Source organism: Pirellulales bacterium, from assembly GCA_035546535.1.
GTDB lineage: Bacteria > Planctomycetota > Planctomycetia > Pirellulales > JACPPG01 > JACPPG01.
In genome coordinates this window covers 70,004-82,652 of sequence record DASZWQ010000087.1, presented here as the reverse complement: position 1 = coordinate 82,652, position 12,649 = coordinate 70,004, and the positions used below count along the sequence as shown (strand labels likewise).

The 12,649-nt window shown below is 63.6% G+C and carries 8 protein-coding genes; all 8 read left to right on the top strand.

Annotation, left to right across the window (positions count from 1 at the left end; all coding sequences use genetic code 11):
• The first annotated feature begins 77 nt into the window (after window positions 1–77).
• The 8 genes from VHD36_11360 (at window position 78) to VHD36_11325 (ending at window position 12,638) form a co-directional block, all read left to right on the top strand.
• A complete protein-coding gene (locus VHD36_11360) occupies window positions 78–2,192 on the top strand; it encodes a polyribonucleotide nucleotidyltransferase (GenBank protein HVU87910.1) in 2,115 nt (704 codons plus the stop codon).
• 209 nt (window positions 2,193–2,401) lie between these two features.
• The gene (locus VHD36_11355; protein HVU87909.1) at window positions 2,402–3,157 is read left to right on the top strand and encodes a hypothetical protein; all 756 of its coding nucleotides are present in this window, start codon (window positions 2,402–2,404) and stop codon (window positions 3,155–3,157) included.
• Window positions 3,158–3,363: 206 nt separating this feature from the next.
• On the top strand, window positions 3,364–5,937 hold the full coding sequence (locus tag VHD36_11350) for a CehA/McbA family metallohydrolase (GenBank protein ID HVU87908.1): 2,574 nt from the start codon (window positions 3,364–3,366) through the stop codon (window positions 5,935–5,937).
• A 100-nt stretch (window positions 5,938–6,037) separates the two neighbouring features.
• Window positions 6,038–6,796 (top strand): ATP-binding protein, encoded by a 759-nt coding sequence (locus tag VHD36_11345; protein ID HVU87907.1) that lies wholly within the window; start codon window positions 6,038–6,040, stop codon window positions 6,794–6,796.
• Window positions 6,797–6,916: 120 nt separating this feature from the next.
• A complete protein-coding gene (locus VHD36_11340) occupies window positions 6,917–8,269 on the top strand; it encodes a sigma-54 dependent transcriptional regulator (protein HVU87906.1) in 1,353 nt (450 codons plus the stop codon).
• A 72-nt stretch (window positions 8,270–8,341) separates the two neighbouring features.
• Window positions 8,342–10,357: a DNA mismatch repair endonuclease MutL gene (mutL, locus tag VHD36_11335; GenBank protein HVU87905.1), complete on the top strand. Its 2,016-nt coding sequence runs from the start codon at window positions 8,342–8,344 to the stop codon at window positions 10,355–10,357.
• Between the two features lie 138 nt (window positions 10,358–10,495).
• The gene (aroE, locus tag VHD36_11330; protein ID HVU87904.1) at window positions 10,496–11,989 is read left to right on the top strand and encodes a shikimate dehydrogenase; all 1,494 of its coding nucleotides are present in this window, start codon (window positions 10,496–10,498) and stop codon (window positions 11,987–11,989) included.
• 100 nt (window positions 11,990–12,089) lie between these two features.
• Window positions 12,090–12,638 carry a shikimate kinase gene (locus VHD36_11325; GenBank protein ID HVU87903.1) on the top strand — a complete coding sequence of 183 codons (549 nt, stop codon included), beginning with the start codon at window positions 12,090–12,092 and terminating at the stop codon, window positions 12,636–12,638.
• The last annotated feature ends 11 nt before the right edge of the window (window positions 12,639–12,649 follow it).

Here is a 12,649-nt window from a genome sequence, read left to right as displayed (position 1 = left end):
GCGCTTGTTATGCGGTGGTCGCATAGGCCGGCGCGCGGGCGAATGGCTCGGGACGCTACGAGGAAGGATGTAGTACCTTGAAAGTACGTGTTGAAAAGCAGATCGGAGCCAGCGTCCTGTCGTTCGAGACCGGCTTTCTGGCCAAGCAGGCCGCCGGCAGTTGCCTTGTTCAATATGGCGAGACTGTGGTCCTGGTCGCCGCTGCCACGGGACCACCGCGGCCGGGCATCGATTTCTTCCCGCTCACCTGCGATTATCGCGAGCGCACCGCCGCGGCCGGCAAATTTCCCGGCGGTTTCTTGAAGCGCGAAGGTCGCCCGACCATGAAAGAGACGCTCACCTCGCGTCTGGTGGATCGGCCGATTCGCCCGTTGTTTCCCGAATGGTTTCACGATGAAGTGCAGATTCAGGCCTTTGTCGTCGCCAGCGATCGCCAGAATGATGCCGACGTGTTGGCCATGAATGGCGCGAGCGCCTGCTTGGGCATTTCGCCTCTGCCGTTCGAGGGACCGGTCGCCGCCGTGCGACTAGGGCGCATTAACGGCCAGTGGGTGCCGTTCCCCACGCAAGATGACCTGGAGGAGAGCGATCTCGACCTGGTCGTAGCCGGCAGCAAGGAAGCGGTGTGCATGATCGAGGGCTTTGCCCGCGAGATGCCCGAAGCCGAAATGCTCGAGGCGATCAACGAGGCCCATCGCATCGTGGCCGAGATTTGCGAGCTACAGGAAGAGTTGGTCCGCAAGGTCAACCCAACGAAGAAGCAATACGAGATTCCGGCGCCGGACGGCGTGTACGAGCGGCTGCAGGGCACCTACTACGGGGCCTTTAAGGCCGCCAAGCAGACCGTGGGCAAGCACGCCCGCGCCGACGCCGTGGCGGAGCTGAAAGCCAAGGTGCTCGCGGAACTCATTCCCGACCCCACGGCCGAGGGCGCGATTTCCCTGGCCAGCTTCTCACGCGCCTGGGGCAAGCTCGAAGAGCACGTGGTGCGCGATTTGATCCTGTCGGGCACGCGTCCCGACGGCCGCGGCACCAAGGATCTGCGTCCCATTCACTGCGAGATCGACGTGCTGCCCCGCGTACACGGTTCGGCCGTGTTCCAACGTGGCGAGACGCAGGCTTTGATCACGATCACGCTCGGCACGAACCGTGACGAGCAGCGCGTGGACGGCCTGATCGAGGAATACTCGAAGAAGTTCATGCTCGACTACAACTTCCCGCCGTTTTCGGTCGGCGAGGTGCGTCCCATCCGCGGCCCCGGCCGTCGCGAGATCGGCCACGGCGCGCTGGCCGAGCGCAGCGTGAAGCCGGTCATGCCCGACCCCGAGGATTTCCCCTACACGGTGCGCGTGATCTCGGACATCCTGGAATCGAACGGCTCGAGCTCGATGGCCTCGGTCTGCGGCGCCACGCTGGGCCTGATGGCCGCCGGCGTGAAGATTCGCAACCCGGTGGCCGGCATTTCGGTCGGCCTGGTCAAGGAGACCGAAGACAAGTGGACCCTGCTCACCGACATCATCGGCGATGAGGATCACTTCGGCGACATGGATTTCAAGATCGCCGGGACGCAGAATGGCATCACCGGCATCCAGCTCGACCTGAAGATCACGGGCATCAGCTCCGACATCATCAAGGCCACCATGGCCCAGTCGCGCGAAGCGCGGATCAACATCTTGCGGGCGATGCTCACGGCCATTCCCAAGCCGCGGGACGAAATCTCGGCCTGGGCTCCGCGCCTGCTGCGGACCAAGATTCCACCCGAGAAGATCGGCCTGTTGATCGGCCCGGGCGGCAAGACGATCCGCGGCATCCAGGAGACGACGGGCGCCGTGATCGAAGTCGAGGACGACGGCACCGTGACCATCGCCAGCAGCGACGCCGCGGCGGCCGAGAGCGCCATGCGTCGCGTCGAGGCCCTGACCGAGAGTGTCACGGTCGGCAAGCTGTATGAAGGACGCGTCACCAGCGTCAAGGATTTCGGCGCGTTCGTCGAGATCCTGCCCGGCAAGGACGGCCTGGTACACATCAGCGAGCTGTCGGACGAATACGTCAACAGCGTGCACGACGTGTGCAAGATCGGCGATGCCATGTTGGTGAAGGTCATCGCCATCGACGACCAGGACCGCGTCAAGCTCAGCCGCCGCGCTGTGCTTCGCGAACAAGCCGCGGCCGCCAGCCGCGACGACGCGTAAGCAACGTTGCGTTCGAAAAAGTGATGCGAAACAGAGCCGCCGGGCGAAAAGCTCGGCGGCTTTTTTGCGTACATGCCGGTCCGCGAACCGCGGCGTTCGACCTATTCAGCCGCCGGGCTTGCCCGGCGGATCTCTTTTTGGCATCGCCAGCCGCGGAACACTAAACTCGATGGCGTCCGGCACGGGGTACAAGAACCACGGGGCGACTCATGCGAAGCACGCCTATTCTGCTGCTGGTTTGCCTCTCCACGGTCGTTGCGCGAGGCGCCCCGCCACAACAAGACACGCGCTGGGGGACACTCATCGGGCGATTCGTCTACGATGGGCCGCGCCCCGATCCTCCCCCGCTGGTCGTGCCCGCGGGCAGGCTGGGAAAGATGCCCAATCCGGTGGATGAGACGCTCCTGGTGGACGCACAAGGAGGTTTGTGCAATGTCCTTCTCTTTGTCCGGACCAAGAATGTGCCGGTGCATCCAAGGCGCTTGCGAGACCTGCCGCCACGGGTAGTGCTCGAATCGAAAGGATTACGCTTCGAGCCGCATATTCTGGCGCTCACGACGGCACAGACATTAGTGATTCGCAACAGCGACCCTTTTGCCATCAATGCTAATGTCACAGAGATCGGCGGGCCCGGCATGAACCCGTTGCTCGCACCCGCGCACGAAGCCACCTACAAGTTTCGCCAGGTCCACGGGCTTCCACAGCCAGTGACCTCGAACATCCAACCGTGGTACAAGGCGTACATTCTGCCGTGCGGCAATCCCTACTTCGCAATCTCGCAGACGGACGGCACCTTCGCGCTGCACGGCCTGCCGCTTGGCGAATTCGAGTTTCAAGCCTGGCACGAGGTGCCAGGATTCATCAACACGCCCGACTGGCCCAAAGGGCGGTTCCGACGGCGCATCGAGCCCGGCGAAAACGATCTGGGCACGATCAAACTCTCGCCGAAGGTGTTCAAGAGGTAGTCGCGAGTGGCGTCGTTCGTGAGAACGATCGATCGCCGCCCAGAGTTTTCACGGCGAGGCGCCGGGCCAGAAGGAGCGCCGGGCGAGGCCGGCGGCTAAGTCGTTGAAAGAAGCGTCTGCGTAGCTTCACACATCCCTCACAAACATCCGCTATCATGGCCCGCGTCTGGGAATAATCGATTAACGCCCTCCTGAGGATCTGCACCATGCGGCACCTGTACCCGTCCCTCAATTTGTATCGACTCCCAATCGCACTCCTGATCGTGGGCTTCATGGTCGGGACACGCGACGCTTCGGCTGCGGACGTCATCCAGCTTACGGAAAAGAGCTGGGACGACGCGGTGCCGCAAGGGAAGGAAGTCGATTGCATCTACGGAGATTGGGTGCTGCGCAACAAGCAGATCGTGGCCGTGATCGCCGAAGCCTTGCCCAAGCGCAATGCCAACATGACCGTGCGCAACGTCGGCGGTTGTGTCATTGACCTCACCGAGCGCTCGCGACAGTCCGATCAATTGAGCGCCTATTATCCGCTCAACGGGCAATACGCTCTCACGGGGCCCGATGATGCCGAAAAGGCGGGCGGCAGCGGCGCGGAAAAGACGCTCACGTTCCGCGGCACCTCTGAAGACAAACGCTCGACGGCTGAAGTCATTTACGCGCTTGCTGACGATGCCCACAGCCTGAAGATTATCACGCGCATCAAGAACGTTTCGGCCGAACCGCTGGAGCTGAACCTGGCCGACGCCATTCGCGCCGACGGCGAGTTCGAATTCGGCACCGCCGACGACCTGGGCCTCTTCTGGGCTTACGATCCTTACTGGCGGCAAGGTTACGGTGCGATGTTGCTGGAACCGAAGTCGACTTTCTCGCCTGACGCCATCAAGCGCGGCGATAAGCCGGTCTTAAGTATCAAGTCCAAGGACGCCGCGGCGAAGCTAGCGCCGGGCGAGACACGCGAAGTCGTGCGTCATCTTTTCCCGGCCGCTAACTTGATCGAGGTCCTGGCGCTGGCCCGGGAGTTGCACAAGCAGCCGCTCGTGACCGTTGACCTGGCTGTGAAGGATCCCGACGGCGTCGTGGTCGATGCCGACGTGGAGATCAAGAACTCGACCGGCGAGCGGCTGGCCCATGGCCGGACCAGCGACAAGGGCCGCCTCGCCGTCCGTTTGCCCGCCGGCGAATATCAGGCGCAAGTCAGCGCGCTAGGGCAGGGCTCGAAGGCGGTCACGATATATGCGGAAAGAAATGCCTCGCAAACCGTCGAGCTGCCGCCCCCCGGGTACGTCGACGCCAAGATCACGAGCCCCGACGGCGGCATCACGGCTTGCAAGGTGCAATTCTCCGGCCGCGGCGACACAAAGAGTCCCAAATTCGGCCCCGATAGCGCCGTACACGGCGTGCGGAACGTCTATTACACCGAAAACGGCAAGTTCCGCGTGCCGCTTGCGCCGGGCGAGTACGACGTGATCGTCAGCTATGGCCCGGAATACGACGCCGTTTTCACGACGATCAAGGTCGCGGGCGGAAAAGTCACGCCGCTGGCAGCACAGCTCAAACGTTCGGTCGACACCACCGGCTGGCTGAGCGCCGATTTCCACAGTCACTCGACGCCGTCCGGCGACAATACCGCCAGCCAGGCGGGTCGCGTGCTGAATCTACTGGCTGAGCACGTCGAGTTCGCGCCATGCACCGAGCACAACCGGATCACGGTCTACGATCCGCACCTGAAAGCCTTCGACGCCGTGAAGCGCATGCTGACCTGCCCTGGCATGGAGATGACCGGCCGACCGTTGCCGCTGAATCATCAGAACGCCTTCCCGCTGACACCGCATCCACGCACGCAGGACAACGGCGCGCCGCTTTCGGATGTCGACCCGGTGGTGCAGATCGAGCGGCTGGCGATGTGGGAAAACAACTCCGACAAGCTGGTACAGGTGAATCACCCGAACATCGTACAGATGGCCTTCGACAAGGATTTGAACGGCTCGCCCGACGGCGGCTTCGAAAAGATGTTCGGCTTCATGGACGTGATCGAAGTGCACCCACTGCCCACGATCTTTACGCCGCCGGAGAGCGTTCCTAACGAGCGCGAGCAGGGGAACACGATTTTCCACTGGCTGCAACTGTTAAATCTGGGCTATCGTGTGCCGGGCGTGGTCAACACCGACGCACATTGGAACTTTCACGGCTCGGGGGGGTTGCGCAATTTCATCAAGTCGTCGACCGACGTCCCGGCCGAGGCGTCGGTGATGAACCTGGTACACGCCTGCGAGCACGGCAACATCGTGATGACCAACGGACCGTTTTTGACGGTGCATGCCAAAGCCGGGGAGGGTAACGACACCGCGCTGGTTGGTGAGGATCTACAGGCCCCGGGCGGGAAGCTCACTTTGGCCGTGCGGGTGCAATGCCCGAACTGGCTGGAGGTGAACCGCGTGCAGATATTCGTCAACGGTGTGGCCGATCCGAAGTGGAACTACTCGCGCCGCACCCATGCCGACAAGTTCCACCAGGCGACCGTGGTGTTCGACGAGGAACTGCCGATCGAACTGCCTGCGGACGCCCACCTGGTCGTCGTCGCGGCGGGCGAAGGGAAAGAACTCGGACCCGTGGTCGGCCCGGACCAGGCGAAGCAAATGCCCACGGCCGTGGCCAATCCGATCTTCGTCGACGTCGACGGCGGCGGCTTCAAGCCCAACGGCGACATGCTGGGCCTACCGCTACCCGTGGGCCCGGACTTCAAGCCGTCGAAGCCGCACAAGCACGAGCATAAGCATTGATGGTCTTGCGTTAATGCTTCTTGGCGCGCGTCGCGCCACCACACAGACCCGCACAGGGCGCATCTGGCCCTTGGCGGAACGTCCCGTAAAATGGCGGCGCATGAACCGTGCCAGCCAAACTTCCGCCGCTGATGTCAATCAAAAACTGGTCGACCAGTACACCGAAATTGCGCAGCTGGCCGGGGGGCTCGCGCACGAGATCAAAAACCCGCTTTCGACGATCGGCCTGAATATTGAGCTCTTGGCCGAAGACCTGGCCGGCGATGATTCACCGCGTGCCCGGCGCGCCTTGACCAAGATCGGCGTCGTGCAGCGCGAGTGCCAGCGGCTGCAGGATTTGCTCAACGATTTTCTGGCCTTCGCCCGGGTCCGCAAGCCGCGGCTGGAGTCGTCGGACTTGAACGAAGAAGTGCGCCGGCTGTTGGATTTCTTCCGTCCCAAGGCGTCCGAGGCCAAGATCGAGGTGGTCACGTACTTGCAAACCGATCTGCCAGGCGTGCTGTTGGACCGCGAGACATTTCAAAGTGCCCTCTTGAACCTGGTGCTCAACGCGCAGCAGGCGATGCCCAAGGGGGGGCAATTGGTGATCAGCACTGCGGTCACGTCGCGCGGCGTCGCTTTGCACTTGATCGACACCGGCAGCGGCATGGATGAACGGACGCGTTCGAAGATTTTCGACGCCTTCTATACGACAAAGTCGGGTGGCTCAGGCCTGGGCCTGCCGATCGCCAAGAAAATCGTCGAAGCGCATGGCGGGCAGATCCGGGTCGACAGTGAACCTGGCCGGGGCACTCAGTTCACCATCGAGCTGCCCGTGCCGCCGCGCTTGGGGGTTCAGGAGATCGGGGGCAAGGAATAGGGCGCGGGTGTGCCCGGCCAGTGGCCCCTCGGACCGCAGTTTTGTATTATCGGGCAAATGGTTACGGCCAAGCCGCTCGAGACTGCCGACTCCTCCGCCCTCCCGATCCGCGTGCTGATCGTGGATAACGACGCTGCGCACGCGGCGGCCATGGCCGAGAGCCTGGAGCGGGTCGGCTACGAGTGTACCGTGACCACCAGCGGCGCCGCCGGGGCTGCGGAGCTCGAAGAAAACGTCTTCGACATCGTCATTACCGACCTGGTCATGACCGATATCGATGGCCTGGAAATCCTCAAACGAGCCAAGGAGAGCCAGCCCGAGGCCGAGGTGATCCTGGTCACCGGGCATGGCACCGTGCCGTCGGCCGTATCGGCCATGCAACAGGGGGCCTATAGCTATCTGTTAAAGCCCTTGGACTTGGGGCAATTGCGGGCCGTGACCGAAAACGCGGCCGCCAACCTCAGGCTGCGCCGCACGAACGCCGATTTGCACCGCCGGCTGGACGAAAAGTATGGGTTCGAGGGCGTCATCGGTTCCAGCCCGAAGATGAATGACGTGATCCAGCTTTTGAAGCGGATCGCGCCCACGAATGCCACGGTGCTGATCCAGGGCGAGACGGGCACCGGCAAGGAGCTGGTCGCGCAGTCGATCCACCAGAACAGCCCGCGCAAGAACAAGCAGTTCGTGGGACTGAATTGCGCCGCTCTCAGTGAGAATATCCTCGAGAGCGAACTGTTTGGCCACGTGCGCGGAGCCTTCACCGACGCATCGACCGACCGCGTCGGCAAGTTCGAATACGCCAACGGCGGCACCTTGTTTCTCGACGAAGTCGGCGACATGCCGATGGCGACGCAGATCAAGCTCCTGCGCGTGCTGGAAAATGGCGAGATCACGCGCGTCGGCTCGAATGAGCGGATCAAGGTCAATGTGCGCATCCTGTCGGCCACGAACCGCAACCTGGAAAAGCAGATCACGGCCGGCACCTTCCGCAGCGACCTGTACCACCGGCTGAAGGTCGTAACCGTGGTGCTGCCACGGCTGGTCGAGCGCAGTCAGGATATTCCGCTCTTGATCGAACATTTCATGCGGCAATTCGCCAAGCGGCACGATAAACCCATCAAGAGCATGTCGACCGCCGCCCGGCGCCGGCTGATGGCCTTCGACTGGCCGGGCAACGTTCGGCAGTTGCGCAACGTGGTGGAGAGCATGGTCGTCGTCGATTATGACGGGGTGCTCGATATCGACGACTTGCCCGTCGAGTTATCTGGTGCCAACGAAGCGGCGCCCGAGTCAGCCACCCCTGCGACGGGCGATAATCTCGGCAGCCTGGTCGGCAAGCCGCTTACCGAGATCGAGCGGCTGTTTATCGCCGAAACCTTGAAGCTGACCGGCGGCAATCGCGAGGAGGCCGCCGAGATGCTTGGGATCGGCGAGCGCACGCTCTACCGCAAGATCAAGGAATTCCATCTGTAAGTAGCGCGCCGAAAGGCAAAGGCGCTGCCGGATACTCACGCACATTTCGATGCCACCCGTGAACGGACTCTCATGGCCACGATTCGACAATTGCCGCAAAGCGTGATCAACAAGATCGCCGCCGGCGAGGTTGTCGAGCGGCCGGCCAGCGTCGTCAAGGAGCTGGTCGAAAACTCGCTGGATGCCGGCGCGACGCGCATCGAGGTCTCGATCGCCCAGGGGGGCATGGACCTGGTGCGGATCGTCGATAACGGCCACGGCATTCCGGCCGAGCAGTTGCCCTTGGCCGTCGCCAGCCATGCCACGAGCAAGCTCGCCACGGCCGACGACCTGTTTCGCGTCAGCACGCTCGGCTTTCGCGGCGAGGCGCTGGCGTCGATCGCCGAAGTGAGTCATTTCACCCTACGCAGCCGCACGGCCGACGCCACGGCCGGGGCTGAACTGGAGGTCATCGCCGGTGAGCCGCGGCAGGTCGTTCCCTGCGGCTGCGCCCCGGGCACCGCGATCGAGGTGCGCAACCTGTTCGTCAACACGCCGGTGCGGCGCAAGTTTCTGCGTTCGACGCAAACCGAGATGGGGCACGTGACCGAGGCCTTCACCCGCTTGGCCCTGGCCAGCCCGCAGGTGCACTTCGTGCTGCGCCACAACGAGCGGCTGGTCTACGACCTGCCGCCGAGCCAGGATTGGCGCGAGCGGATCGGCGCGTTTTTCGGACCCGAATTGAGCGACGCCTTGATCTGGATCGACAGCGCCGACCAGCCGATCCGTTTAGCCGGCTACGTGGCCCATCCGAGCCAGAGCCGCGGCAACACGCGCATGCAGTATCTGTTTCTCAACGGGCGGTACGTCCGCGACCGGGCGCTGCAACACGCCTTGGCCGAAGCGTATCGCGGCCTGCTACTGACGGGCCGGTACCCGATTTCGTTTCTGTGTTTTGACATGCCGGCCGAAATGGTCGACGTGAACGTCCATCCCACGAAGCTCGAAGTCCGTTTCCAGGATGGCGGTCGGCTCTACAGTCAATTGCTCGGCACGATCCGCACTAAATTTCTCACCAGCGACCTGACGCATGCCGCCACGGCCGACCGCGTCGCCCGGCCGAACGACGCGTTCCTCGGAGCGATCGATTTCGCGAGCGGCGGTAACGCACAAAATGGCGCCGCGCCGATGGCGCAGTCCGGCAATAGGTTCGTCGAGTGGGCCAAAAGTGAACTGGCCGCGCGGCGCTCGCAAGATGCCGAGGTCGATGCGGCGAATGCCGGCGCGGCGTTACCCGTTTCGCTCGCATCACCTGCGGCGCCGTTGGATCTTGTTCCCTTGGAGCGGCACTGGGATCCGGCCGGTGGCAGTGAAGAGCCGCTCGCGGCGGAGTCCGAAACGAACGAAAACGGTACATCGCATTTTTCTCGGCACATCGCCAGTGAATACGGAGCGGGGGAATCAACGTCCTGGAATCTGCGTCCCCACTTTGTCGATGCACGGCGCGAGTTTGCCTCGGTTCCTCCTTACGCGGCGCCGGTGGCGCAGGCCGTGCAGATTCACAACCGGTATCTGGTTACCGAGAGCGCCGAAGGGGTGCTGGTGATCGACCAGCACGCGCTGCACGAACGCGTGTTGTACGAGCAATTTCGCGCCAAGGTGCTGGCCGGGGCGCTCGAGACACAGAGCTTGCTCGTGCCCGAGCCGGTGGATCTCACCCCTGCGGAGGCGGCCGCGGCCCTGGAGCAGCGCGAGCTATTGGCGCAGTTGGGCATTCGCATCGAGCCCTTTGGCGGCGGCACGGTCTTGGTATCGAGCTATCCGGCCATGCTGAAAGCGGCGCAGCCGGCGGCGCTATTGCGTGACATGGTGGAATTGTTGGTGGCCGGGGGACGCGCGCCCGAGCGGCGCGATCTGCTGGACGAACTATTGCACATGATGTCGTGCAAGGCGGCGGTGAAAGCGGGGGACGCCCTCACGCCGGAGGAGATCGAAGCCCTGCTCGCTTCCCGGCACCTGGCCCAGGACACGCACCATTGCCCCCACGGCCGCCCCACGGCCCTGGTCTTCACGCGCGAGGATCTGGACCGGCAGTTCATGCGCACGTGACGCGGCGTCCCGCCGCAGAGCGATTCCGCCCACGCCCGCCGGGCGAAACTCGTGCTTCTACCGCGAGTGCGCCCCTGCCTCCTGTCGGACGACACCTTATACTAGAGCGATTCTCCTTACCGCCGCGTGGGCAATATCATGATCTGCGTCAGCATTGGCCGTGGCCGGCATCGCCACGTGATTGCCGAACATAAGCACCTGGTCGAGCAGGGGGCGCGGCTCGTCGAGCTGCGGCTCGACTACATCAACGGCCAGATCAATTTGAAACGGGTGCTCGCGGATCGCCCCTCGCCGGTGATCATCACGATCCGCCGCACCCAGGACGGCGGCAAATACAACGGCGAAGAGGCGGCGCGGATCATGCTCTTGCGCACCGCGATCGCCGAAGGCGTGGAATACGTCGACCTGGAGGAAGACGTCGCCGCCAAGATTCCGCGCTACGGTAAGACCAAGCGGATCGTCAGCCTGCACGATTTTCGCAAGACGCCCGATAACCTGGCCGAGTTGCACGCGCGGCTTACGAAGCTCGACGCCGATATCGTCAAGCTGGCCACGCTGGCCAATCACCCGCACGACAACCTGCGCATGCTGCGGCTGGTGCGCGAGAGCCAGCAGCCGACCGTCGGCTTCTGCATGGGCGATATCGGCACTCCCTCGCGCGTTTTGGCAGGCCGCTTCGGCTCTCCCTTCACGTACGCGACATTCCATCACGAACGGACCCTCGCGCCGGGGCAACTCAGCTTTCAGCAGATGCGCGAGATTTACGATTACGAACATATCACGGCAGAAACCGAGCTGTACGGCGTCATCGGCGACCCCATCGGCCACAGCCTCAGCCCGTTGATTCACAACGCAGCTTTTCGCAGCGCCCAGTTGAACAAGGTCTACCTGCCGTTCCGCATCCCGCGCGAGGACCTGGGCAGCTTCATCGACGACGCGCGCGAACTCGGCATTCGCGGGCTGAGCGTTACCATCCCGCACAAGGAAGCGGTGCTGAAATGGCTCGGCAAGATCGACGGCGCCGTCAAAGGAGTTGCCGCGGCGAACACGATCCTCTTCGAAAACGGCGAGTTGTCGGGCTTCAACACCGATTACCGCGCCGCCATGGACAGCCTGGCTTCGGCCATGGAACTGGACGAACAGACGGCCACCACACGTTTCTTGCAGGGGCGTTCGGCCCTGGTGCTGGGGGCGGGCGGGGCAGCCCGCGCGATCGCTTACGGCCTCATGCGCCGCGGCGCCGAGGTCACGCTGGCCAGCCGCACCAGCGCCCGCGCCGACGCGCTGGCCAAATTCCTTGGCTGCCGGGCCATCGACTGGACGGCCCGCTACAACTACTCGGTCGACGTGCTGATCAATTGCACGCCGCTGGGCATGCACCCCAACGTCGACGAAACGGCCTATGAAAAGCACCATCTGAAGCCGGCGATGATCGTCTTCGACACGGTCTACAACCCGGAGAGCACCTTGCTCGTCAAAGACGCGCGTAGCCGTAGTTGCACGGTCGTGACCGGCGTCGAGATGTTCATCCGCCAGGCCGCTTTGCAATTCAAGTTGTTCACGGGCCAGGATGCCCCCGCCGAACTGATGCGCGAGGTATTGCGCCGCACGATCGGCCCGGCCAAAGCATGATCGCCGCCGCGCAAGGTGTGGCAGGCGATCTATAATTTCGGCGGATACCGTCGCACGCTCGCAGACATCGAAAATCTCCTCGTCAGCTTTGGCCCCTCGCATGCCCACGCCCGAAAACCTCGTGCTCATCGGCTACCGGGGGACCGGCAAAACCACGGTCGCTCAACAGTTGGCGCTGCGCCTGGGCTGGGATTGGTGCGATAGCGACGTGGAAGTCGAGCTGCGTGCCGGCAAGTCGATCGCGGCCCAGTTCGCCGACGAGGGGGAACTGGCCTTTCGCGATCGGGAATCGCAGGTCATCGCCGCGCTGGTCGCGCGCGAGCGGACCATCGTCGCCGCCGGCGGCGGAGTCGTGCTGCGCCCGGAGAACCGTCGGGCGCTGGCCGCGGCCGGCGCCGTGGTGTGGCTGACGGCCCAGGTCGAGACGATCGCCGCGCGCATCGCGGCCGATGCGACGACCGCCGCGCGGCGGCCCAACTTGCTGGCCGGCGGCGAGCAAGAGATCCGCCAATTGTTGGCCCAGCGCACGCCGCTGTACGAAGAGGCGGCCACGATTACTGTCGCCACCGACGATCGCGAGCCGGGCGACATCGCTGGCGAGATCATCGATCGTTTGCAGCTAGCCTCGTGCGGCTCGGAGGGAGGCTAAAGGCCTCGGGC

Excerpts from the sequence above, each read along its gene's own strand:
- VHD36_11355 (HVU87909.1), top strand. The coding sequence starts at position 2,402 with ATGCGAAGCACGCCTATTCTGCTGCTGGTTTGCCTCTCCACGGTCGTT.
- VHD36_11350 (HVU87908.1), top strand. The coding sequence starts at position 3,364 with ATGCGGCACCTGTACCCGTCCCTCAATTTGTATCGACTCCCAATCGCA.
- VHD36_11345 (HVU87907.1), top strand. The coding sequence starts at position 6,038 with ATGAACCGTGCCAGCCAAACTTCCGCCGCTGATGTCAATCAAAAACTG.
- mutL (HVU87905.1), top strand. The coding sequence starts at position 8,342 with ATGGCCACGATTCGACAATTGCCGCAAAGCGTGATCAACAAGATCGCC.
- aroE (HVU87904.1), top strand. The coding sequence starts at position 10,496 with ATGATCTGCGTCAGCATTGGCCGTGGCCGGCATCGCCACGTGATTGCC.
- VHD36_11325 (HVU87903.1), top strand. The coding sequence starts at position 12,090 with ATGCCCACGCCCGAAAACCTCGTGCTCATCGGCTACCGGGGGACCGGC.